Origin of the sequence: Flavobacterium sp. T12S277 (genome assembly GCF_048514875.1) — a bacterium.
Taxonomy (GTDB): domain Bacteria; phylum Bacteroidota; class Bacteroidia; order Flavobacteriales; family Flavobacteriaceae; genus Flavobacterium.
This window is the reverse complement of record NZ_JBLYEG010000003.1, coordinates 1-24496: the sequence shown is the minus strand read 5'-3', so window position 1 is coordinate 24496 and position 24496 is coordinate 1. Positions and strand designations below refer to the sequence as shown.

28 protein-coding genes and 1 tRNA gene are annotated in these 24496 nt (G+C 36.2%); 9 read left to right on the top strand and 20 right to left on the bottom strand.

Annotated elements, in window-relative coordinates; all coding sequences use genetic code 11:
* The first annotated feature begins 101 nt into the window (after positions 1-101).
* The 9 genes from tpx to ACN1CN_RS06370 all read left to right on the top strand — a co-directional run bounded on the left by tpx (position 102) and on the right by ACN1CN_RS06370 (position 8996).
* Complete coding sequence (gene tpx / locus ACN1CN_RS06410; RefSeq protein ID WP_264523128.1) at positions 102-599, top strand: thiol peroxidase; 498 nt, start codon at positions 102-104, stop codon at positions 597-599.
* 9 nt (positions 600-608) lie between these two features.
* Entirely contained in the window at positions 609-983 is a 375-nt protein-coding gene (locus ACN1CN_RS06405) for a diacylglycerol kinase (protein WP_264523127.1), read from the top strand.
* A gap of 18 nt (positions 984-1001) precedes the next feature.
* Entirely contained in the window at positions 1002-3455 is a 2454-nt protein-coding gene (locus ACN1CN_RS06400; RefSeq protein WP_291285248.1) for an FtsK/SpoIIIE family DNA translocase, read from the top strand.
* 7 nt (positions 3456-3462) lie between these two features.
* The gene (locus ACN1CN_RS06395) at positions 3463-4155 is read left to right on the top strand and encodes a LolA family protein (RefSeq protein WP_263362991.1); all 693 of its coding nucleotides are present in this window, start codon (positions 3463-3465) and stop codon (positions 4153-4155) included.
* A gap of 8 nt (positions 4156-4163) precedes the next feature.
* Positions 4164-5618: an LptF/LptG family permease gene (locus ACN1CN_RS06390; RefSeq protein ID WP_419135042.1), complete on the top strand. Its 1455-nt coding sequence runs from the start codon at positions 4164-4166 to the stop codon at positions 5616-5618.
* Between the two features lie 2 nt (positions 5619-5620).
* A complete protein-coding gene (gene ribB / locus ACN1CN_RS06385) occupies positions 5621-6754 on the top strand; it encodes a 3,4-dihydroxy-2-butanone-4-phosphate synthase (protein ID WP_291285250.1) in 1134 nt (377 codons plus the stop codon).
* Between the two features lie 7 nt (positions 6755-6761).
* Positions 6762-7160 (top strand): acyl-CoA thioesterase, encoded by a 399-nt coding sequence (locus tag ACN1CN_RS06380; RefSeq protein ID WP_419135041.1) that lies wholly within the window; start codon positions 6762-6764, stop codon positions 7158-7160.
* A 152-nt stretch (positions 7161-7312) separates the two neighbouring features.
* Positions 7313-7397, top strand: a tRNA-Ser gene (locus ACN1CN_RS06375).
* Positions 7398-7688: 291 nt separating this feature from the next.
* A complete protein-coding gene (locus tag ACN1CN_RS06370) occupies positions 7689-8996 on the top strand; it encodes a site-specific integrase (protein WP_419135040.1) in 1308 nt (435 codons plus the stop codon).
* Positions 8997-9032: 36 nt separating this feature from the next.
* On the opposite strand, the gene ACN1CN_RS06365 is transcribed toward ACN1CN_RS06370, so the two are convergent.
* The 20 genes from ACN1CN_RS06365 to ACN1CN_RS06270 all read right to left on the bottom strand — a co-directional run bounded on the left by ACN1CN_RS06365 (position 9033) and on the right by ACN1CN_RS06270 (position 24395).
* Positions 9033-9344: a hypothetical protein gene (locus ACN1CN_RS06365; RefSeq protein WP_419135039.1), complete on the bottom strand. Its 312-nt coding sequence runs from the start codon at positions 9342-9344 to the stop codon at positions 9033-9035.
* The gene (locus ACN1CN_RS06360; RefSeq protein ID WP_419135038.1) at positions 9334-9606 is read right to left on the bottom strand and encodes a helix-turn-helix domain-containing protein; all 273 of its coding nucleotides are present in this window, start codon (positions 9604-9606) and stop codon (positions 9334-9336) included. The genes ACN1CN_RS06365 and ACN1CN_RS06360 overlap by 11 nt, the downstream gene beginning before the upstream one ends.
* Positions 9607-9644: 38 nt before the next feature.
* Complete coding sequence (locus ACN1CN_RS06355; protein ID WP_419135037.1) at positions 9645-9935, bottom strand: hypothetical protein; 291 nt, start codon at positions 9933-9935, stop codon at positions 9645-9647.
* 2 nt (positions 9936-9937) lie between these two features.
* Positions 9938-11098, bottom strand: coding sequence for a hypothetical protein (locus tag ACN1CN_RS06350; protein ID WP_419135036.1), 1161 nt, complete (start codon positions 11096-11098; stop codon positions 9938-9940).
* A gap of 17 nt (positions 11099-11115) precedes the next feature.
* The gene (gene traN / locus ACN1CN_RS06345) at positions 11116-11976 is read right to left on the bottom strand and encodes a conjugative transposon protein TraN (protein ID WP_419135035.1); all 861 of its coding nucleotides are present in this window, start codon (positions 11974-11976) and stop codon (positions 11116-11118) included.
* A gap of 12 nt (positions 11977-11988) precedes the next feature.
* Entirely contained in the window at positions 11989-13281 is a 1293-nt protein-coding gene (traM, locus tag ACN1CN_RS06340; RefSeq protein WP_419135034.1) for a conjugative transposon protein TraM, read from the bottom strand.
* 4 nt (positions 13282-13285) lie between these two features.
* Positions 13286-13552 carry a hypothetical protein gene (locus ACN1CN_RS06335; protein WP_374173157.1) on the bottom strand — a complete coding sequence of 89 codons (267 nt, stop codon included), beginning with the start codon at positions 13550-13552 and terminating at the stop codon, positions 13286-13288.
* A 5-nt stretch (positions 13553-13557) separates the two neighbouring features.
* Positions 13558-14166 carry a conjugative transposon protein TraK gene (gene traK, locus ACN1CN_RS06330; protein WP_374173158.1) on the bottom strand — a complete coding sequence of 203 codons (609 nt, stop codon included), beginning with the start codon at positions 14164-14166 and terminating at the stop codon, positions 13558-13560.
* Between the two features lie 31 nt (positions 14167-14197).
* Positions 14198-15352 carry a conjugative transposon protein TraJ gene (gene traJ / locus ACN1CN_RS06325; protein ID WP_419135236.1) on the bottom strand — a complete coding sequence of 385 codons (1155 nt, stop codon included), beginning with the start codon at positions 15350-15352 and terminating at the stop codon, positions 14198-14200.
* A gap of 52 nt (positions 15353-15404) precedes the next feature.
* Positions 15405-16040, bottom strand: a complete 636-nt coding sequence (locus tag ACN1CN_RS06320) for a TerB family tellurite resistance protein (protein WP_419135033.1) — start codon at positions 16038-16040, stop codon at positions 15405-15407.
* A 10-nt stretch (positions 16041-16050) separates the two neighbouring features.
* Complete coding sequence (locus ACN1CN_RS06315) at positions 16051-16665, bottom strand: hypothetical protein (RefSeq protein ID WP_419135032.1); 615 nt, start codon at positions 16663-16665, stop codon at positions 16051-16053.
* 15 nt (positions 16666-16680) lie between these two features.
* On the bottom strand, positions 16681-17364 hold the full coding sequence (locus ACN1CN_RS06310; RefSeq protein WP_419135031.1) for a conjugal transfer protein TraI: 684 nt from the start codon (positions 17362-17364) through the stop codon (positions 16681-16683).
* Positions 17365-17377: 13 nt separating this feature from the next.
* Positions 17378-19846, bottom strand: a complete 2469-nt coding sequence (locus ACN1CN_RS06305; protein ID WP_419135030.1) for a TraG family conjugative transposon ATPase — start codon at positions 19844-19846, stop codon at positions 17378-17380.
* A 33-nt stretch (positions 19847-19879) separates the two neighbouring features.
* Positions 19880-20194 (bottom strand): DUF4133 domain-containing protein, encoded by a 315-nt coding sequence (locus ACN1CN_RS06300; RefSeq protein WP_419135029.1) that lies wholly within the window; start codon positions 20192-20194, stop codon positions 19880-19882.
* A gap of 12 nt (positions 20195-20206) precedes the next feature.
* Positions 20207-20545: a DUF4134 domain-containing protein gene (locus ACN1CN_RS06295; RefSeq protein ID WP_419135028.1), complete on the bottom strand. Its 339-nt coding sequence runs from the start codon at positions 20543-20545 to the stop codon at positions 20207-20209.
* Positions 20546-20675: 130 nt separating this feature from the next.
* On the bottom strand, positions 20676-21134 hold the full coding sequence (locus ACN1CN_RS06290) for a hypothetical protein (RefSeq protein WP_419135027.1): 459 nt from the start codon (positions 21132-21134) through the stop codon (positions 20676-20678).
* Between the two features lie 237 nt (positions 21135-21371).
* Complete coding sequence (locus tag ACN1CN_RS06285) at positions 21372-21566, bottom strand: YqaE/Pmp3 family membrane protein (RefSeq protein WP_419135026.1); 195 nt, start codon at positions 21564-21566, stop codon at positions 21372-21374.
* 77 nt (positions 21567-21643) lie between these two features.
* On the bottom strand, positions 21644-22846 hold the full coding sequence (locus ACN1CN_RS06280; protein ID WP_419135025.1) for a hypothetical protein: 1203 nt from the start codon (positions 22844-22846) through the stop codon (positions 21644-21646).
* 55 nt (positions 22847-22901) lie between these two features.
* Complete coding sequence (locus ACN1CN_RS06275) at positions 22902-23771, bottom strand: helix-turn-helix domain-containing protein (protein ID WP_419135024.1); 870 nt, start codon at positions 23769-23771, stop codon at positions 22902-22904.
* A 348-nt stretch (positions 23772-24119) separates the two neighbouring features.
* A complete protein-coding gene (locus ACN1CN_RS06270) occupies positions 24120-24395 on the bottom strand; it encodes a hypothetical protein (protein WP_419135023.1) in 276 nt (91 codons plus the stop codon).
* Between the last annotated feature and the right edge of the window lie 101 nt (positions 24396-24496).

The window sequence follows — 24496 nt, the reverse complement described above, 5'->3', positions numbered from 1 at the left end:
CCCAAAAACTATCCTTAATCTCTCCTTAAACCCATTAACAAATACTTTTAGATTCAAATATTAATCCTTACTTTTGAACCTCATTAATTTAAATAAAAATCATGGCTTCAATAACATTGGGAGGAAATCCTATTCATACTTCAGGCGAGTTACCAGCAGTTGGATCACAACTGGCTGATTTCAAATTAGTACAAAACGATTTATCAGTTGCTTCTTTAGGGAATTTCAGCGGAAAAAAATTAGTTTTAAACATTTTCCCAAGCATCGATACTGGAACTTGTGCTACATCTGTTAGAAAATTCAATGAAAGCGCGAGCAATTTAGAGAACACAACTGTATTGTGTATTTCAAGAGATTTACCATTTGCTCAAAAACGTTTTTGTGGTGCAGAAGGATTAGAAAATGTAGTTAATTTATCGGATTTCCAAGCAGGAGATTTCGGAAAAACTAATGGTTTAGAAATTGTTGACGGACCTTTAGCCGGATTACATTCAAGAGCAATCATTGTAGTTGATGCTGATGGAAAAGTAGTCCACACAGAACAAGTAGCTGAAATTGCAAACGAACCAAATTACGAAGCAGCTTTAGCAGCACTATAAGACCTTTAAATGGAATTTCAAAAAGACAATACCTTTGTTACTGGCCGATTAAAAAGTATGACCTATGCTTTTAATGGAGCCGTAAAATTGATCAAAACAGAACACAGCATTATGGTTCAATTCTCATTGGGAATTATCATGACCATTGCCGGGTTTTATTTTCATATTTCACAGACCGAATGGCTGTGCCAAACATTAGCCATAGGTCTAGTTTTAAGTGTTGAAGGTCTGAATACGGCAGTCGAAAAAATCGCCGATTTTATTCATCCTGATTACAGCAAACGAATCGGTTTTATTAAAGATATTGCCGCCGGAGCGGTGTTTTTTGCTGCAATGACAGCAATAGCAATAGGCTTAATCATTTATCTCCCAAAATTTATATAGGCAACAGTAAACGCAAGAATGGCAAAAACAACCAAAAAAGAAACTTTAGACAAAAAAAACGAATCAAAGACTGAAACCGCTAAGTACTTGAAATTAACCAAACAGCAAAAGTTTGTTTTGGGATGCCTTTTGGTGCTCTTTTCAGTTGCACTATTAGTGGCATTTATTTCTTTTTATGTCAACGGACAATGGCAATCTGACCAAAGTGCGGTAACCCAGTTTGGTGATCGTACTGAAGTTGTAGAAAACTGGCTCGGAAAATTCGGGGCCTTCCTCGCCGATCTTATTGTATACAGAGGTTTTGGTATTGCCGCCTTTGTACTGGTGCGTTTATTTTTTCTTACCGGAATGTTTCTGGCTTTGGAACTCTCTACCAAAAAGTTAAAAAACATTTGGTTCTGGGATCTGTTTGCTATTATTATTGTTTCTGTACTATTTGGATTTTTCGCCACATCAGCACCTGAATTAGGCGGAACAATTGGGTACGAACTTAACCTGTTTTTACAAGATTACATTGGAAAAACAGGTACTTTACTTACGCTTCTTTTCGGGTTAATTGTATACCTTATTTTTAAAATCAAACTATCACCTGAAAAAATTCAATCATTTTTTGATTCTACCAAAAAGGAATTCAGTTCAGAACTCGCGTCTATAAAAAAGCCACAGGAAGCTGAAAGCGCTTATAATTTAGAAGAATTTGCAATCGAGGAAGAAGATCCGGAATTGGACAATATTCATTTAAAATCGGATGTCAGCCAATTCGAAATCAACAAAGAAGCTCTGAAACCTACCATTTCAAATGCATCAGAAATTGATTTGAATCCGGTTTTAAAACCAGTTCAGATGGATGTAAATCCGGTAACTGTAAAAACCCCTGTTCACACAGAAGAATTTGTAATTGAAAAAGCAGAAGAAGAGGATATTATCGAAGAAAATCTGGCTTCCCGTTTGGTAGCCGATTTTGGTTTATTTGACCCCACTTTGGACTTATCCAATTACAAGTTCCCAACAATTGATTTATTAAAAGAATATTCGACTGGCGGAATCACTATCAATCAGGAAGAATTAGAAGAAAATAAAAACAAAATTGTAGATACACTGCGCAATTACAAAATTGAAATTGCCCAAATCAAAGCAACCGTTGGTCCATCGGTAACTTTATACGAAATTGTACCGGAAGCCGGAATCAGAATCTCTAAAATTAAAAGTTTAGAAGACGATATCGCGCTATCCCTTTCGGCATTAGGGATTCGTATTATCGCCCCAATTCCAGGAAAAGGCACCATTGGTATCGAGGTTCCGAATAAGAACCCGACAATGGTTTCGATGAAAAGCGTTATTGGATCGGCAAAATTTCAGGAAGCCGAAATGGAGCTGCCAATTGCCTTAGGAAAAACCATTTCAAACGAGACTTTCGTGGTCGATTTAGCCAAAATGCCTCACTTATTGATGGCAGGAGCAACCGGACAAGGAAAATCTGTAGGTTTGAATGCCGTTTTAACCTCTCTTTTATACAAAAAACATCCGGCAGAAGTCAAATTTGTACTGGTAGATCCGAAAAAAGTAGAGCTTACGCTTTTCAATAAAATTGAAAGACATTATTTAGCCAAACTTCCGGATACCGAAGACGCCATCATCACAGACAATGCCAAGGTAGTAAATACCCTAAACTCTCTTTGTGTTGAAATGGATAACCGTTACTCCCTGCTAAAAGACGCAATGGTGCGTAATATTAAGGAGTATAACGAAAAATTCAGAGCACGAAAATTAAACCCTGAAGCAGGTCACCGCTTTTTGCCATATATCATTCTGGTAGTCGATGAGTTTGCCGATTTGATTATGACGGCAGGTAAAGAAGTCGAAATTCCGATTGCGCGTTTGGCCCAGCTGGCCCGTGCTATTGGTATTCACTTAATTATTGCCACACAAAGGCCGTCGGTTAACGTTATTACAGGTTTAATTAAAGCGAATTTCCCTGCGAGAATTGCTTTTAGAGTAACTTCTAAAATTGATTCCCGAACGATTCTGGATACTCAGGGAGCCGATCAGTTAATTGGACGTGGAGATTTATTATACACCAACGGAAATGATGTAGTACGTGTACAGTGTGCTTTCATCGACACTCCTGAGGTAGAAAAAATTACGGATTTTATCGGTTCGCAAAAAGCGTATGCCACGGCTTATTTGCTTCCGGAGTTTATTGGAGAAGAAACTGGCATCAATCTTGATGTGGATATTTCCGAAAGAGACACTTTATTCAGAGAAGCTGCTGAGATTATTGTCAACGCACAACAAGGTTCCGCTTCACTACTGCAAAGAAAATTAAAATTAGGATACAACAGAGCCGGTCGTTTGATCGATCAGCTGGAAGCAGCCGGAATTGTTGGCCCTTTTGAAGGCAGTAAAGCAAGAACTGTAAACATAACTGATTTAAGTGCTCTTGATCAATTTTTTAATAATGAACAAAATTAAGCCCATCATGAAAACAAAAATTCAGGAAATCCAAAACAATTCTATTACTAAGACGACTAAAAAGTGCATTCAAATGGCAGTTTTATTGCTTTTGAGCTTCACTTCTATTCAGGCTCAGGATAAAAAAGCCAAAGATTTATTGAATGAAGTAACTTCTAAAATAAAGAGCTACAACAATATTGTTATTGACTTTAAATACACTCTGAATAACGCCAAAGAAAACATCAACCAGGACAGTAAAGGTAATGTGACAATGAAAGGCAATCAATATGTATTGAATTTTATGGGAGTAACGAAGATATTCGACGGTCAGAAAACATACACTATCGTTCCGGAAGATGAAGAAGTAACCATTTCTAAAGTAAACGAAAAAGACGATACTGCTATTACGCCTTCAAAAATGCTGACTTTCTTTAATTCAGGATACAAATACAATATGGATATTGTACAGAACGTAAAAGGAAGAAAAATTCAATACATCAAATTAGCCCCTACAAATTCTAAAGACCAAAGAAAAGAGATTCTTTTAGGTATTGATGTTCAGACTAAACACATCTATAATTTGATCGAAACCGGAAAAAATGGAACAAAAACCACTTTAACCGTTAATTCTTTTAAAACCAATCAGCCTTTATCAAAAAATCAATTTACATTTGTAGCGAGCAAATATCCAAAATACTACATCAATAAATTAGACTAATTACAAGGTTGAAAATTTTAGACAAATACTTACTAAAAACATTCCTGATTACATTTACTACGGTATTTGTAATCCTTTTTTTTATCTTCATACTTCAAACCGTATGGCTCTTTATCTCAGAACTTGCAGGTAAAGACCTGGATTTGATACTGGTGGTAAAATTCCTTTTATTCTCGATGCCCCGAATCATTCCGCTGGTTTTACCTCTATCGGTTTTACTAGCCTCTATTATGACTTTTGGAAATCTGGCTGAGAATTATGAATTCGCGGCCATGAAATCATCCGGAATATCGCTTCAAAGAGCGATGCGGGGTTTAATAGTGTTTATCTTTGTTTTAAGTATTGTCGCTTTTTGGTTTGCCAATAATGTGATTCCGTATGCGGAATACAAGTTTATTAATTTTCGAAAAAACATCGCACAGGCCAAGCCCGCAATGGCAATTGCCGAAGGACAGTTTAATGATGTTGGATTCTACAATATTAAGGTCAACAAAAAATCAGGAGAAAATGGAAACATTTTAACTGGCGTTACTATTCACGAAAAGCCAAACAATACCGGTGAAAACAAAACCGTTATTAAGGCTAAGAGCGGTAAATTAATGAGTAACGAAAAATCCAGCATTTTAAAATTAGTTTTAAATGATGGTTATTACTACCAGGATGTTACTCCGAAAAAATACGAGGATCGCGCCAAACTGCCTTTCATAAAAGGAGCTTTCAAAAAGCAGATCATCAATATCGACTTATCTGAATTAAACAAAATCGATGACGATAAGGAAAATATAAGCAATACAAATGGAATGCTGAATGTTAGCGAGCTTCGCTACACACTGGATTCCCTGAACAAAAATCTGGACAATGAAATTATTTCTTTTTCAGAAAACATCAATCAGCGTGTTGGGATCCGAAAATCGCCACCAACCTTAAAAACAGCTATAAAGAAAAAAGATTTACCCAATAATCTTTTATCGCTCTATACCACCAAAGAGAAATCTGATGTTCTTAAAATGGCCAGCAGCAATGTTACAAGCAACATCTATTCGATTGAAACCACACAAAACGATTTAAAAGACAAACAAAGAGACATCAACAAGCACTTAACGGCCTTATATGAAAAGTTCGTTATTGCGTTTGCCTGCTTTTTAATGTTTTTTATTGGCGCACCATTAGGAGCCATCATCCGTAAAGGAGGACTCGGTTTGCCTATAGTTTTTGCCGTTTTAATTTTTATTACATTCCATTTCATCAATACTTTTGGAAAAAGACTTTCGCAGGAAGGCGGAATGAGTCCGTTTATAGGATCATGGATGTCTTCTTTTATATTATTGCCTTTAGCTGTTTTATTAACGTATCGTGCTACTAACGACAACGGATTAATCAACTTTGACGCAATTACAACTCCAATATCACAACTATTTCAAAAAATTTCAGAGCGGTTCTTCCCTGCTCAAAATCAAAAATAATTATGTCAACAACAAAAATACAACTGAATACCATTGAAGAAGCTATTGAAGACATTCGTCAGGGTAAAGTAATCATTGTAGTCGATGATGAAGATCGTGAAAATGAAGGTGATTTTCTGGCTGCTGCCGAAAAGGTAACTCCGGAAATGATCAATTTTATGGCGACTCACGGACGTGGGTTAATTTGTGCCCCATTGACAGAAAGCCGTTGTAAGGAATTAGATCTAAGACCAATGGTTACCAACAATACGGATCATATGGAAACTGCTTTTACAGTTTCTGTTGATTTAAAAGGACACGGAGTAACCACTGGAATTTCAGCAGCTGACCGATCTAAAACAGTGTTAGCACTAACAGATTCAAATGTTAAGCCACATGAACTGGCACGCCCGGGGCATATTTTTCCTTTGGTAGCCAAACAAGGCGGTGTTTTAAGAAGAACAGGACATACAGAAGCTGCAATTGATTTTGCGAGACTAGCTGGATTCAAGCCGGCTGGTGTAATTTGCGAAATTCTGAACGAAGACGGTACCATGTCACGCTTACCGGAATTAGTAAAAGTAGCTAAGAAATTCAATTTGAAATTAGTTTCGATTGAAGATTTAGTAGCCTACAGAATGCAGCACGACAGTTTGATTGTAAAAAAAGAAGATTTTGATATCGAAACACGCTTTGGAACTTTTAGATTAAGAGCATACGAGCAGACTACCAACAAACAAATTCATATTGCGTTAACAAAAGGAACCTGGAATCTGGGAGAACCTATCTTAACGAGAATCAATTCTTCACAGGTAAACAATGACTTGTTAGGAACATTGACCAATAATGCCGAGCAGCAATTAGACGATATGTTTAAGGTGATTAATGAAAATGGCAAAGGCGCTGTATTATTTATTAACCAGGACATGACGGCTGTAAATCTGTTGAATAGAATTGCAGAACTTAAAACCTTACAAGCAGGAGGAACAATGAAAGCACCAAAAGTGATCATTGACAGTAAAGATTACGGAATTGGCGCTCAGATCTTACACGATATTGATATTTCAAAAATCAGACTAGTCTCTAACACGGAACAAACAAAACGTGTGGGAATGATTGGATACGGTCTTGAAATTACCGAATACGTAAGCTACTAAATAAATTATGGGAACATTAGAAGAAAGAATTGCAAAATCGGAAACACACATTTTTAAAGCGGTTTTTCCGAGTACAACAAACCATTATGACACTTTATTCGGAGGTACTGCACTTCATCTGATGGATGAAGTTGCTTTTATTTGTGCGACACGATTCAGCCGAAAAAAAGTAGTTACGATTTCAACCGGTCAAATTGATTTTAAAAAAGCAATTCCTGCCGGAACTTTAATCGAATTAGTAGCCAAAGTGATTAGCGTTGGAAGAACGAGTTGTAAAATTCACGTAGATATTTTTATGGAACAAATGTATTCTGAACTTCGCGAAACCGTAGTTTCAGGAACTTTTTCGTTTGTTGCAGTTGATGAAAACAAAAAACCAGTACCGGTTTTAGACGACTTGGAATAATTTTTTCAAAAATCAGTTCCTCGTAAATACTGGTAATTAGACACTTGAAAATTATTAAAAAAAACTTTCAAAAAAAGTCCAAAAAAAGTTTTGAGAACCGAAAAAGCATCTTATATTTGCACTCGCAATCAGCAAATGATCTGCGACATACTGGAGAAATGGCAGAGCGGTCGAATGCGGCAGTCTTGAAAACTGTTGACTGTAACAGGTCCGGGGGTTCGAATCCCTCTTTCTCCGCGAAGGCCCGAAAACAAAGGAAAAACAAGATTTTCAAAGTTTTCAAAAATGGCCAAAAAGAGCGGTAAACCCTGCAAATCCAACGATTTGCAGGGTTTTTTCTTTTATACCACTTTTCAATATTTATAAAATCGAACAAAATCTTTGTGGCACATTCGTGGCACACTTGGAAATTTCGAAAATGTGCCACAAAATTTCATCTTAAGTCCCGATATCAAAGGGGTTAAGCACGTTTACATCTTGTTTAAATGAGGTTATAATTCTACATTTACTAATCTAATAAGTTGAATTATGCTAGAGAACAGCTTTGGGTTGATATTCTTTTTGAAAGCATCCCGCAATGAGAGTAACATTAGAATCGTTTATTTCAGGATAACCGTTGACGGAATCCCGAAAGAAGCATCCACAAGACGGAAATGGGACAGCGAGCGCTGGAACCAGAAAACCGAGAGAGCAACAGGTACAAAAGAAGACGCAAAATCCCTGAACTTTTTTCTGGATTCACTCGCTATGAAGATCCATGAAATCAAATCAGAAATTATGTACACCGGAAAACCCATAACTTCCCAAAAGATCATGGACCATGTTATGGGAAGAATGACACCCAGAGCCAAGGTGCTGGAAGAATTTCAAAAACACAATGATGAAATGAAAGCCCTAATTGGCAACGGATATACTGAAGCCACATTGGAAAGATTCAATATCACTAAAAATCACGTAACGGCTTTCATTAAATTCAAATACAATACTAGTGATTTTGAATTTGCTGATTTAAATTTTGAATTCATAAAAGATTTTGAGTTCTATCTTCGCACAGTAAGGAAATGCGCAAATAATACCACACTTAAATACATTTCCAATTTCAAGAAAATTGTAATACGAGCCATCGATAAAGAAATCATAATTAAAGATCCATTTAGGAATTTTAAAGGGAAGAAAACTAAAATTGTAAAGAAGCCCATATCTGCAAAAGAATTGGCTGAACTGGAAAGACGCCAATTTTCAACTGAAAGACTCAATACCGTGCGGGATATTTTTGTTTTCCAATGCTACACAGGACTTGCTTACATTGATGCTTTTCAGCTCCAGAAAGCTGACATAAAAGATGGTGTTGACGGAAATCAGTGGATTTTATCTGAAAGACAGAAAACAAATTCTACGGCAAGAATCCCGCTTCTTCCCAAGGCTATCAAAATTCTTGAGAAATACAAAGACCATCCGCTCTGTCTTAAGCGCGGAGCTGTACTGCCGGTTTCTTCTAATCAGAAAATGAATGAATACCTTAAAGAAATTGCATCTCTATGCGGTTTCTCATTTACTCTGAACACACACATGGCCCGAAGAACATTTGGAAGCACAGTAACATTAAACAATAACGTCCCCATTAATGTAGTAAAGGAGATGCTTGGCCATTCATCAGTTAAACAGACTGAATCTTACGCCATCACAGAACAAGCCACCATAGGCCGGGAAATGACGCTTCTTAATAAAAAACTAAATCCTGAAAAAGCTGAGATGGCAATGGAAGATCTTACTGCACTTAGTAGATTAGAGAAAGAAATCCAACTAATTAAAGAGAAATATAAGATCACATCGTAAATTATAAGAACATCAAATAACGAAAAAGAGGTTATCTCACATCTGAGATAACCTCTTTTTATTTAATTCAACTTCGCTCCTGCAGCCTGGATGATAAGAAGGTTTATATTTTATATAACCTAAATTTTGAAGTTCTTTAAAATATTTATGATAAGTCGGCAGTGTATTAATATGTGAAAGCATCATAATTCTACTGCGGCAGACTTTTATGCTGCTCCAATCTCTCTGCTGATATCCGAGGCTCAAAAGTGCGGTTAAAATCATCAAGTGCCATACATTCAGTTTTGGATCATTTAAATAAGCGGATAAATAATTCATTAACTGCTTTTCTTTTGGTCTAACGTTCATCTTTAAACAGCTTTTGAAGATCCTCTTTACTATAATAATAAGAACCCAAAACTTTTTTAAAGCGTATTTTGCCAGTCGCTCTAAGATTCTGCACAGATCCTGCAGAAATATCAAGCAGTCTTCTCACTGCCTTGCTTTTAAGCCACTCAGGATCCATCGAATTTTTATCAGCAAAATTTGCGTTGGCAAATGCAGTTTGTATCTTGTCAAAAAGTACCAGTCCAAACTGTCTTAAATCTTCTTTTGTCACAACTTCACTCATAACTTAATTTTTAAATTCATTTTTAAATTCATTTTTACTTACTGATCGGTTATAAAATAAATCTTGCTCTTCTGCTTTCTTTTCTTCACTGGCATATAAACTAGATAGCCATACTCATTAAGCTCACCTACACACCTTAGATATACTTTTGATGAAGAAAGTTTAGCTATCGGTTTAATATCATCTGCAGATGCTGCAATGGGATTAATAAACCCCATATCTGATCTGAATTTCAGCAGTGCTGCATAAATGGCAATATGCGTTGAACTAATACGAAAATCCTTTTCAACAGCTGAAAAAAAATCAGATAAGGGTTTTAAACTGTCCATTACTAAATCGAATGCGATTTACTTTTTTTATTATTCTTTTTGTTTTCAGGTTCAGAAGAATCGGAATCAGCATCAATATTCTTTTTCTGCTCTTTTGAAACAGATTGATTCTCAGATTCAGATTTTTTCTCTTCTTTACTTTCACGGTGATTAATTCGCTGGAAATTCACATCATAAACATTTAATGTTTTGAATTGAGGATTGGCCTCTACATATTGTTTGCTTTCTACTCCTCCAATAACAAAAGTTACCGACTGCAGATTTCCTTTTTTCAGTGAGCTTAAAAGGTCCTCCTTATATTTTGGAGTATTCAGTTCTTTAATTGAATGTTTTTCAAGACTGGCTTGCAGATCATAACCGTAATTTTGATGATAATGACTCAGTTTAAAGTTTCCATTACTGTCAGCTGCCTCCTTGAAATCCATTTTCAACCAAACATTATACAATTCGCCTTCTTTAGTTTTTAGGTCTTTGTTTATCGAGCGGCCTTCCATTAAATTGTAAGCTTCTTTGAGTGTAATACTGCTGCTGTCTTTATTGATATAAAAGGTTTGCTCCAGCCCCGGCTTATTTTCCTCTTTCTGCAGATTCACATGATAGGAATTAAAAAAATACATATCAGTCTGGTCTGACTTCTTAAAGTTCAATTCAACGGTCAAGGTATCTTTGTTTGGGACACCATTATTCATAATGCCGTTATGGATAATTTTAAAATCCTTATCTCCTCTCTGCATGTTCTCTTTCAGTTCAGCTTCGAACGTCTCACCAAATCCAGTATATTTTAACTGGTCTTTTAGGTATTCTAAATTTTTCTGATTCATTATGTTTATATTTAAGTTATTTTCTAATAATTCCTTTTTCTCCCTTTCCAATCGGGCAAATGCAGTAAGATCAAGTGCCTCATTACATGAAATATCAATTCCGCTCTGCATAAGTATCTTTAAGTCACCTATAAGTAATTCAATTGGCATACTCTTAAAATAGTCCACATCATTAGTCATCACAAAGCAGTATTCCTGAGCATCAAATGAGGTCCTAAAAAACTCAATCGTATCGGAATCAGTTATCTGATCCGGAGAAAAAGCTGCATAACGATGGCCGTAAGAAGCCATTTCTTCAGCATACGACGACAGCATTTCAGCATCGGCTATATTTATAGTCATAATTGATTTTTTAAACTTTAATAAGCACTGCTGTTGAATTCCGGGATTGGAAATACTTTATCGGTCAGATTATTATTAATATTAACCTCTAAATGCCTTCCGCCATTTTTTTCAATGAGCTGAAGTGTCAGATACTTATTCTCAGGAATCGTAAATTTCTCTAGTGCATAGACTTTTATTACTTCAGACTTATAGGGAATTACAGTAGATGATGAAGTGGTATACAGTGGCAGGATTTCTATTTCCTGTGACGCAGTTCGTTTTGATTTTCTCTGGTCCCTTATAAAAAAACGCAGCTGGTCGATATCATAATTAATTTTGGATTTATTTTCAAATACGACCCTCAAATACAAAACATTCTGATGAATAAAAATACCGTTTACCTCAAGTCTAATCTGAAACTTCGATTTTTCCATTCCACTGGTCTTTTTCTTTTTTGATAAGGCAAGTGAGGCCAGCTGTTCTATTTTCTTTTGATTTTCGTTCTCCATTGAAAATAAAACATCTTTACTGGCAGCCACAGCATTTTCCGCTTTTATGTTTAAGTCGGGGCAGTTGTCATCATAATTCAGTACAAATACGTACAATCGTGCGTCGGTAGTGACCACTGTGAGATTGGTCTGGAAAAAATACTGTTTAGCTGCTTTTACCAGCAGTATATTCTCCACTCCTTTGGCTTTCTGAACCAGCACATCAGCACTTCCTTTATCTACACTTTTAATTGAGTAAGGAAAAACGATGCTTGTTGTTTTAGAGTACCCGATCTGAAGGTTGTCATACTGATCTTCATTGACAGTTTCCCTGCCGTTTAACTGCGGATAAACTAGAACAGAAACCAGCAGTAAACTGATTAAAAACAAATAATTAATTCTTTTCATCTTCTATTTTTTTTAAGGTTTTAAATTCTTTTGTTTTTCATCATACAGAAGCACCTTATATCCTGCTTTCACAACCACTTTTATAAGTTTTACTTTTTTACTCATAAGGCTCTTAGCCGCTTCAATTCCCATTCCGGCAGCCTGCGCTCCCCAGGAATCCGTTAGCCCTGTCATTCCTAAGGTCTGAATAGACCGGTCCGCCGAAGCTTTAGCAACATCCCTGCTGACAGCTCCGGGAATATAAATGCCGTCAATCCCATCCATATCATAAACTGTGAGTTCCACAGGGAAAATTGAATTTCGAAACTGAATGTTATCGATTTTAACTTCCAGTCTCTCCCCTTTTAAAGAGGCTGTACCGTACAAAAAAGTGTTCTTGGGAATTATAGTGCCCTGAAGCATTACATCAGTACTGAGTCTGAGTTTTACCACTGAACCATTTATAATGGTCTGGGTCTCGTGTATTACTGCTTCAATCGAATTCTGAAAGGGCCCTGGGTCTGTAATTTCATCAATACCATAAAATGAATTTGATTGTAAAAAATTGGCAGAGGCGACATTTTGTTGCAGCGAAGTGATATTATCCACTTCTTTTTTATGGTTAACCGTAAAGATTTTACCTTTTTTACTCTCTGAAGACTCTTTTAAACGCTCCTGTACACGGGACGGATGCTGAATATCCAATATGTTCTCAAGCATTCCACCAAGCTGTTTGAGCTCTGGGTCAGGCTGCTGAGATTCTCCCATCGTGGCCATCATTTGTTCCAAGTTTTTTACCTCATCCGAGACTCCTTTGGAAGAACCATAGTTTTCGAACTCCCTCATATCCTGACCGTAATTGCCAGGCAAAGCAGGCTTGTTGATTGCTTTTTGAAGTGCATCTAGTTTTTCATACACTTTTTGCTCATTTCTATCTTGAAATGATGATGAATTAAAAGCCGTTTTTCTTTTTTGAAAACGCTCTGCTGCAAAATCGGTATCTGCAAATTCTCCCAGGGATTCTTGTACTCTTTTTTGATTGGAATAATTAGGGTCTTTTTTAATCTGCTCCTGAAGTTTAATAGAATCTATTGCTGCCTGATCATAATAACTCATTTTATCAAGCGCCGAATCTTCTTTAAATTTTGGAATAGGAAGGCTAAAATTAAATCCCTTTTTGATATCATTTTTAGCTTCCATTGCTTCCATTTGCCCTCCTCCTAAAGTGTAAAAAAGAATAGTGATAAAAGGAAGTATTATAACAGGCAGAACCAGAAGCATTTTTCGCTTTTTGGCTTCTTTAATTGATATTGTTTTTTGCTCCATGACTTTACTTTTTAATATTGATACTTTTAATTTTTGAAATAACAGCTGTGTTATTGACTTGAAGAGAATTACTCTTTGAAAGCGCTGCATAAATATTGTAAATGAAATAACCGGCGGTCAGAACGGTAAATAAAACCAGCAGGTACATAAGCTTTGCTTTGGAAAGACCACAGGTCATTACATTCATTTTCTCAGCCCATTTCTCTTGCATAAATGTGTAATATTTATGATAAGTAAAAGGCGTTTCACGTTTTTTGAATAATGATTTCATAATGGTTATTTTCTATTCTCAACAGCTAAATCTTTGTTTTCAATGGTATTCCATCTCTCGATTAAAAAACCGTGCGGATTGTTATCACTTCGCGATACGTTCCTAAGGCCTCCTTCTGTAATAAGACTCCTTTTTAAAATACTGGTAGTCCTTATGATGTTCTGCTTTGCAAAACATTTAAAGCGGTAGGGATATTCACGGGTATCGATTGCGATACTGTCAATCTGAATGGTCTGACTAATATTTCCGGAGATAATTCCGGAATAAAAGCCATTTTCTTTCAGGTCATCATAAATCCGCTTTGCGCTGTCATCAGCGAGATATAATGCTTTAGTCACATTGGTTTTAATTACCTTATCATCAGGATCCAGGGTAAAGAAAAATTTGTGAAAGGTTTTCACATGATCCCTTGCTTCTACCGGTACATTATCCTTTCGTTCTGATGCGTAAGCTTCCAGTGCTTTTCCGTTGGCCAGTATATAAACCTTATCCTGCATCTGGGTTACAGACTCAAAACTTTTATAAAGAGTATAACAGCAGATGACAATACACCCCACAATAACGAGCATTGTAAATCCTCTTACATACCGGAATGCTGTATCTATATTTTTCATTTTGGTAAACATGTGCTTATTCTTTTTAAGTTTATTTCGAGTTCCCTTTAAGCTTATCGCTCATATAGTTTCCTTTCTCTTCAAAATAGGGAGAACTCCCAGCTGATGAAGACATACTCTGTGACGTTCTGCCCGCTGCATTGCCCATTGAATCTAGCACCATGCCAGCTCCCTGCGATGTTCTCGAAACAACTGAGCTGGTTGAAGTGCTGAACAAACCAGTAACTTTCTGTCCTAAGGCGCCACCTCCGGCTGCATGAACAATGTAATTCGCCACCGACGGCACAGTAAAATATCCTATTATGCCTATAATCATAAAAATGAGATACGACATATCGGTCCTGCTGAAAAAGGTATCTCCTGTGGACTGTACCTGGGACAGGTCAAGTTTGAGCATCAGTTCCTGAATCTTGCCGATAATACTTCCAAATATATTGGCCACTGGAAGCCACAGGTAAATGTTTATATATCTTGCCAGCCAGACAGTAAGTGTATGCTGAAAGCCATCAAAAACAGCTATTCCAAATACAAGAGGTCCCAGGATAGAAAGTACCACGAGCTGAAATGTCCTTAGCGTATCAATACACAGTGCAGCAGCTTCAAATAAAACTCTTAGCACTTCACTCATAAATTCCTTGACAGAATTTCGAAAGTTATAGGAAGCTTTTTCCATTGCAAATTTGACATCGTTGCCGATTCCGGCCAGCATGCTCTCATTGGACGGATCTTCATCATGGGTATATTTATACCATCTATCCCGATCTCCGGTTCCCGCCTCCCCTACATACATCTTCCACGGATCAGTTTCTTTGATGGCTTTTTCTTTCTCTTTGAGAAGGACTGCAACAGCATTATTGGAACCGGTAACCATAGCGGCAGTTGCTGTAACCGTTGGTTTCATAACCCCGTTAATTAGCGCCAGTACTGAGGGAAAAATCATAATGCAAAATCCGATTACAAAAGGCCTAAAGAGCGGATAAAAATCAATCGGCTCGGCGTTTGCAATATGCCTCCAAACTCGGGAAGCTATATACCAGATTGTACCAAACCCAGCTATCCCCTGCCCTACAGCTAATAGATTACTGCACATAGGCATCATCTCATCGTAAAGCTGATCCAAAACTGAGTGAAGGCTCTGCATATTATCTCCGAGTCCCTGTGCCTGTGTCATAAAGGGCGTCAGCATTGCTCCAGTTATAAAAAAAACTGTTTTAAAACATTTATAAATATTCATCTTGCTAGTTTTTTAATTCCTGAAGTTCTTTGGAAGCATAAACATCTTTTGCCTCTTTTGCTCTCTGAAGAACCAGAACACTTGATGATTTATTAAAATCTCTGAGAAATAAAAGCTTATCCTGCATCTCCAAATAAATATCATCTACAGCCTGGAGTCTTTCATCATCAGACATCCTGAGTTTATCAGCGGTAATAACCATCGTAAGCTCATCAAGATTCCTTAAACTCTGGCTCAGAAGATTTCCATAAACCTTTTCAAAATATTTAATTTCCTGCGAGCTGAAGCTGTCACTCTTCACAAAACGGTTCAATCCATTTTTGCTTTCCCTCACTAGCAGCATCTGAAAATTAACTATATCTCCTACTCTTTTATAATTCTTCACAACAGGACTCACCTGCATAAGAGCGTCCAGGAAAGTTTTATGCAGATTGAAATTTCCTTCTGACATATCTTTAACTGTTTTATAGCCTCCTGAGAGCAGTTCATATCCCTTTTTCATATCACTTAAAATCTTTTTGAACTGGGATAATTTTTCAATGTTTAAGATTAACTGCTGGATTTCCGCTGACTGCGCATTTGCCTTATCAGGAACAAATACCAGAAAGACCATCAATATTAAAATCACTAATTTTTTCATAACTATTATTTTATAAGCCGTATATAGAATTTGTCCGCTCTGTATCACTTTTTTCGCGGGATTTTGACAATGACAATAGCTTTGCTTCACGACTGAAAAACAAACAGAAATTATAATCTTCCAGCATGGTTTTATGCAGGGCATCAATCCGCCCTATTCTCTGATCATCTTTGAGTTCCAATTTTGAATCAGTCGTCAAAACTAAGAGCTGGTCAAGGGTAGCACTGCAGTTCTCAAGCAGTCTTTCAAAAGAACGCTCTATATAATCGAGTTCACTGCCGTGAAACAGATCATTTCCTTTTAGATCAGCATATGTCCTTTTATAGATTTTCATGATTTTAAACTGCATAGAAAGAATTTCTGCGACCTTATAATAATTCTTAACCTTCGGATTAATCTTCAAAAGTGAAGTAAAATAATCATCATGCAGATTCACTTCCCCTCTTTTCACATCCCCGATAAAATTCAGTCCTTTTGATACCGCTGAATACCCTTTTCTGGCGTAATCAATGTAAACCTGAAGCGCTGCAATCTGCAAGAGCAGTTCCTTTCGCTGCTTTGCCTGTGCCTGTATTGCTTGATTCAGAAAAAGTCCAACAAGGAACAGTACAATAATTTTTTTCATAATATTTTTTTTGAATTACGGAATTCCGTAAAATTGTTTGATCCGGTTTACATCTGCTTCTGTTTTGGCTCTCTTAAGGCTAAGCATTACATTCTGCTGATTAAAAAGAGTAAGATCATCGTAATTAGCATCAATCTGATCTGCAGCCTTATTGATTATTTCGAGTCTTTTCAGATCGCTCATCTGGGTTGTGAAGGAATCCAATATTAAAAGGACATAATCAATATTCTTCAGACTTTCTTCCAAAATACACGAATAAACCCCCTGCATATATTGAATCTCACTTTCCTTAAAATGACTATCCTGTTTGAACAGGTTCCATGCTCTTTCATATTCCCCAACCAGTCTGGTCTGCTTTTTAGTAATATCTTTTATCCGTTGGTAATAGGTAATAATAGATTTGACTTTAGCCAGTTCTTCATAATAGCCTTTATAAAGATCTTTCTGCTTCTTTGTCCAATCTGAGATTTCATCCAGCTTTAATTTAGAAAGCACATTTTCAATTTTCTTTTGGGCATTCTGAAGCCAAATGGTTTTATTCTGCAGTTTCTGAATTCTAAGGTCAATTGCTTTGATAACTTTCTTGGTAACCGCTTTTACAATCTCCAGTATTGGCAGTGCAGCGTTCCTCTCTGCTGGTCTTGCCGGAGTGCCGATAAGCAGCAGGCAGATCAGACAGGTAATTATTTTTGCTTTCATTTTTCATTTTCATTTAGGTTCCTTCTCTTATTTCCTGAGCCATTGCTGCGATTCCTTTTTTGATGTCACCCCCAAACTTTTGAGCATACGCATTCATTTTCACTTTCTCGCTTTCCTCCGTTGTATAAGCCAGATATTCCTCCAAAGAAACTTCTGTCCGGTACACTTTTGAAAGCATCCCTCCTAGCGAAATAAACACTTCCTTATATTTCTTATCAGGATCATTAGCTTTATTAACAGACAGGACAAGTGCCTTTTCTTTTTCCGTGAGACCCAGCAGTTCCTGTATCTGGTCAAATTTATTCTGATACTTGCTTTGATCCAGCAGGATCTTGCAGTCGCTGTTATTGATAATGGCTTGTTTAACAATTGGTGATGATATAATGTCTTCTACTTCCTGTGTTACCACTATGGCCTCTCCAAAGAACTTACGAACAGTCTTGAAGAGATACTTGATATATTCGGACATTCCCTCCTTGGCGATTGCTTTCCATGCTTCCTCAATCAATATCATTTTACGGATGCCTTTGAGTTTTCTCATCTTGCTTATAAAGACTTCCATGATAATGATCGTCACAACAGGAAAAAGAATCGGATGATCCTTAATATTATCAAGTTCAAATACAATGAAACGCTCTTTTAAAAGCTCCAGATTCTCTTTGGCATTGAGCAGGTAATCAAATTCTCCTCCTTTGTAGTATGGTCTTAGTACATAAAGGAAATTGGTAATATCAAAATCTTTCTCCTTCACCTTGTCAGTTTCCAAAATCTTTACAAACTCATCTTTTAAAAAATCATAAAAGCTGTCAAAACAAGGAAAGACCTCCTGTTCTTTGCCCAGTTTTTCATAATAAAGCTGCAAAGCATTGGAAAGAGCCACATACTCACTTCTGTTAAAGGTTTCGTCGTCTTTTTTCCAAAGTGCCAGAAGCAGCGTTTTAATACTTTCTTTTTTCTCCGTATCCAGATTATCACCTTCTGAAATGTAAAACGGATTAAAGCGTATCGGGTTCTTCTCATCATAAGTGAAGTAGTATCCTTTTACCATATCACACAGCCCTTTATAACTGTGACCAACATCCACTAGTACGATATGCGTCCCTTGCTCATAATAACTCCTGACCATATGATTGGTAAAAAAGGACTTGCCGCTTCCTGAAGGTCCCAGTATAAACTTGTTTCTATTGGTGCAGATTCCCATTTTCACAGGCTCATCACTGATATCAACATGAACAGGTTTTCCTGTAAGGCGGTCTCCAAGCCTTATACCCATCGGACTCAGCGAAGACCTGTAGCCTGTTTCCATATTCAAAAAACAGACTGCCTGCTCGGTGAAGGTGTCAAAAGTATCATTCATTGGAAAATCCGCTTCATTTCCCGGCATTCCTGCCCAGTAAATCTGAGGTGCCCCTACCGTTTCCTGTTTGGCAGCTGCATCCATCTGAGCCAAAGCTGATGACACTTTGTTTTTAATTTCTTTCAGTTCTTCCTTATCTGTGCTCCAAGCCAGGACATTGAAATGCGCTTTAACAGGCAGCCCCTGCTGCGATACTGCTTCATTGAGAAAATCATTCGTCGCGTCTCTGGCAATCATATTCTCCCTGCTGTACGCCGATAAAGATTGAAGTCGTAACCTTTTACTTTCGAGTTTTTGAATAGTTTTTTGGGCGTCTTCAATAAACAGATACTGATTGTATATATGATTACAGGATAAAAGCTGTCCCAAAGTGGATGCAAAACCGATACTGAATTTAGTTTTATCAGTTGAATACCGGTCAAAGTTGATTCTCGAACCACACAACGCCGGCAGATCAGCCGCATCCCCAAGGGTAAAAAGCTGGCAATGTTTATCTCCTACCGCTAAACCTTCATCAAACTTGATGTCTTTAAAAACAAATGAATCTTCCCTCTCTGATAGAAAACAGTACTTTTCGATTAGCCCCAATTTTCGGCTTTCACTTTTAAGTAAATTGTTCTTTAGCCTGGTAAGCTTTACAAAACCGCTGTCCTCCATAATTCTTTTAAACTGGTCGGTACAGTCAATAAAATCCTGCAGCAGCTGCGCTTTTAAAGTTTCTTCAGGTACTAGTGAGTTTCGCAGAAGATTTGAAAAAAGCGAGCTTGAATTCTTTCTTCCCTGAGGTTTCTTAGTCAGCATAATGTAACAGGAATGATCCAAAAAAGGTCTTTCATTAAAAAACCGCTCACTGCTTCTGGTTAGAAAACTACTGTCATCACTTGTAAAGTCAGCTCGGTAGCCATTTTCTAAAAACCAATCTTGCTTATGAAAAACACAGAACTTTGGAAGCACTTTAACTGCCTTGATCCACGACTGATGAAATGCTTCATACTCCTGGTCCGATAAGGTAAAAATCTCAGGCAACTCAGCCTTAAATACCACTGTTACATCACCCTGCTTTGATAAAATACAATCATGCTCCACTCCCATGATCGGCAGTAAATCTTCCATCCTCTTCTCCATCTCCTCTTCATTTTTATATTTAACGCTCTGTAGCTATATCTTTATAAAAATATCCCTACTGTAAACTTTAATGCATTTTGGAATCTGCTTTTTGGCCACTGCCTTCATCATGCCGTACTCTCCATATTGATTACTCATTTTGTATATTTTAAAAACAAGAAAAGCACCAGCTGTCCCAACGAGGCCAACACACAATAATGACGGAAGACCACTAATATACATGACTGCAAAAAGTATCATAAGCGATACAACACCTCCTCCCAAATACCAGATGTACTGAGCTTTTAAACCTTTGAATTCTATACTCTGATTGATTCCCTTGTTGATCTGGTAAACACTGTTACTCATAAGATCTTGTCTTTAAACCCCGAAGAAGGATTTAATTACTGTGGCTACCACAACTAGAAACACACAACTTCCAAACCAGGCTGCCGCAACTTTCCCGGTATCCGGATCTCCTGCATTCCATTTCTGGTAGACTTTCACCGCTCCTATAAGGCCAAGTATAGCACCAACAGCATACATCAATTCCGTACCTGCATCAAAATAACTTCGCACTTTCTGGTTGGCTTCATTAATTCCGGCTACTCCGTCCTGGGCAAATCCGTCCCCGTTTATTAATACCGCTAAGAGAAAAGAAGTGATCAGTAACTTTCTTTTCTGTAATAAACTCTTTAATTTCCATCTGCATTTTTTCATCATTCATCATTTAAAGGTTATATATATCGAAATAAGAAACAGAGGAATAACGCCGTCACATCAGCTATTCTCCTTGTCACATTCTATCATACCGCACTAGAGCGGACGGGGAATATTCCTCTGTATTTTTTTAAGAAATGGTCTCATCCCACAACCCATCCATTTCCGGGTAAGTTAAAGTCAGCTGCGGGTGCTTTTCGCATTCTGAGACCATAAGGGAGTTAATTTTTTCCCGAAGAGAAGAATTCTTCACATACGGATATTCTTCCATGATACATTTGATATAGTTTTTGAATACTGTACCCGAAATATTGGCTTGGCTTGATTCAACAACTGCCTTTTCTAATCTTGCAAAGAGCTCTCTGGCATCTTCCAAAGTATCGAAAGGTTCTTTGAATTCTGAAAACAGATCTTTAATCTGATTATTCTCCGTTTTAGATTTCGTTTTAAAAAAGTAAAGTTTTCGTTTTCCGTTTAATAACTCTTTTAAAGGGCCGGAATAGAATTTAAGAATTAAAAAAAGGTAGCAAAAAACTAGTAATACTACAACTGTAACTGCATAGTTACTCCAGGAAATATTTGAAAGCATAATCATCTTCATTAATAGTTACACATCATCTTCTGCATTATAAACCAGTTCTAAAAAGGTTTACGGTTTATTTACATGCCAAAGGAACAACTACTATGAAGTTTCTACAAGTACAACTTTTATTGTACCTTTTTGTACCCCTAGTAAATACTGAGGCTGAAGCCTAAAAAAATACTCACTAGAACAATAAAATTTATTATTTCTAGCGAGCATTACATTTAATTTGGCAGCATTCTGCTATTTTCTAATAGCTTTAATTAATTTATTGTTACGCCTGTCGGCTCTTGAATTTTGTAAAGAGACTACTGCCCATATTGCCGCAGGAATCCAGCCTATTAAAGTAATCTGTAAAATTAAACAGAGTAGCGCGGTCAAAATCTTTCCTCTTAAAAGAAAAGAGATACATGGAAAAAAAATTGCTATTAAGGTCATGATCTAAGTTTTTTTTAATGTGTCGTAAATAATGAAATTTGTTACTCATATAATTTTTAGTAGTGTAGAAATATTTGCTAGTATGAATTAATCTTTTTAATAATTTTTTCGAGTGTCTGTACTGCTATGTCTTTATCGCGGTCCTCAGCGTTATAAGATTTACTTCTTACAGACTGATAAGATAGATTTTTCTTAAATGCTGTAGACAAATACGGAACGATTGTTTGAAAAACTAGATTCATTGATCGTGCTTTAATAATTCTTGACTCATCAGCCGCCCTAAGAATCAAAGCCAGCTGGTCCGCTGATAAATCGCATTCAACTTTGCTTTCTAAAACATTATCTTTAATTTCTTCATTCGAAATATTTGATACTAATTTATCTCTCCATATTTCAACCTTTTTCTCCAAGTAACCAATTTCATGTTTAAACCAATTTTCTAAAACATTTGTAATATTCTGCTTCCTTGGATCGTATGATATTTTTCCACTGCAGTAAATTTGATTGAAATCTTTGTAATAGAGCTGAAGCAAACCAAGCTTATCACAATCAGATTCAAATAAACTTAAATTATTCGAAAAATATTCGATTAGAAAATTTATGTACTTTCGGTTATTAAAATTCATTTCAATTAATATTTCATCCAAAGGTGAAAATATTTCAGTAGCTTCTTTTAAATAATCAGTTTTAATCAAAACTTTCAACAGTTGTCTCTCATAAAAGATCTGTCTAAAAGTGGCCTTTGTTTTTAATTTTAATTCTTTGCTTTCGGATAAGGCATCCGTAATAATTTTAATTTTAGCTTTGTCTGCTTCCTTGTTTACTGTAATCATTCTTAACCTGTTTAATTTGACATTCATTTCTTTTCTATGAACTATCAGGTAAGTTATCGGAACTCTTTCATCAAGTCCTAAATAATTTAAAAATCTGGTCTCCACAAAAGAAAGAAGCTCATCCATAGTACTAACAACAAGCTCAAAAATTTTAGATAAACCAGTATTTTCAAACTCTTTACTTTTTTGATTTTCTATCATAGCTTCAAGCAGAAAAATTAAATTAGAATGATACTTTCGCACCAGCAGACGAATCTGTCTTTTTTTTGCTAAAGAGAAAATTTCATTTTTAATTCGCGACTGTATTTTATATGATTCTTTTAAAACATTTTCTGAAATAATTTCTAATTCCTTATCCGTTAAAGCTGTCACATCTGTTTTTCTCGGATTTAAAGTTTGTAAAATTAAAGAATCTAACCAGGTTAAAGGATACGTCTCAATCATCATTATATTGTTTTAATTAAACAATCTCTGTCAGTCATAAGGAGCAAATTTAAAGTGATCATTTTTTGGACGAACGATATTCAGATGGCAAAATATTGGTGTGTCTTCTAAAAAATTCGCCAAAATTAGCTGCACTGCTAAATTCCAGTTCATCAGCAATCATAGCAATTGAAAACTTTGAATTTTCAAGCAGGTTTTTCGCTTCAATTATAAGAGCTTCAATTATAAATGTTTTAGCCGACTTACCAGTTCCGAGTTTTACCATTTTATTTAAATGTCCAGGAGTTACGTAGAGAGCACCTGCATAAAACTGCACATGATGCTGTTTTCTGAAGTGAATTGCCAGAACGGTCAAAAATTGAATTGTTAAACTTTCTTTCCTTTTGAAGTCTAAATTAACTTCAGGCAAATACTTTGAATAAATAAGTTTAAGTTCGTAAATAAACAAATTAAAGCTAATGCGTCTAAGATCATTGAAAACTTGCTTATTTTCTGAGGTTCTCTGTAAAAAAAACATCAATTTATAAATCATTGACAAAACTGTAAAATCTTTTTCATCGAGTTTAACCTTGTGATCTGATTGGAGCATCAGTATACTAAAAGCATCGGCAAGTTCCTTTTTGTAGCAGTTATCAAGTACAAAATCAAAAGACGTCCTAATCAGATATAGCTGAATATTGTCTGATGTCTCAAGATGAGTACAAATTGAATTAACTGGTATTACTAATAAATCTCTGCGCCGTATAACTTTTCTTTGAGAAGAAAACTGTATCCTCAGATTACCTGCCTTAATTAAAAGCACGGAAAAATTAGGGATCTGAAATGGAACTTTCACTTCGTGCTTTAAGGTATAGTGCTTAATAACATTTATAAGTAATCCTTCATTTTCCGTGCTTTTTACTTCCGTATTTAATATTTCCTTAATCATAAACTATAATTTGAAGCAGATTTAATTTTTAAATTTTGTCTTTAAAAAGATATTCCATCCATATAAAAAATTGAAAATATAGATTAGCAAATGAGCACAATAGCAGCAGATAAGCAAGTTTTCTCGGGCATTCTGTTAGCCGCCCTTCATTTAAAACATATCTAACAAGCTCATCGTAACTAAACAGATTAATAATAAAATAAAGAGTAAGCAGATTAAAAAGGAAAAGAATAATATAGAATATTGGTCGTTTTTTCATGACAAAAAAAGCTTAGATAGTTAGTAAAACTGAGAGTTAAAAATCATACGATTACCGATCATACTACTGGAGTTTTGAAAATCAGCAATTTATTTGTTCTTTTTACTCGTAGTTGATGTCTCCCAATCCCTGTCCTTACGTGCCTTTTCAATGTAAAGGGATGCTTCCGAAATAGAAGAAATATTCAAAATCGTATTCTTTTCATCAGCCGTCAGAGATTGATCAGCACGTTTACCTATTTCATATTGTATAATGTAATCATCTACAATACTATAGTCCTGACCTTTTAAAGCATTTAGACTCACGATATAATTCTTAATGTTTTCCTTCAGTGGAATACTGGAAAAACCGGTCAATTTGACCACCTAATTCCGGAGTAAATTGACCACCCGTTCCGGAGCAAACTGACCACCTGATTCCGGAGCAAATTGACCACCAGGTTTTGTGGTTAATTAACGATTAAAAA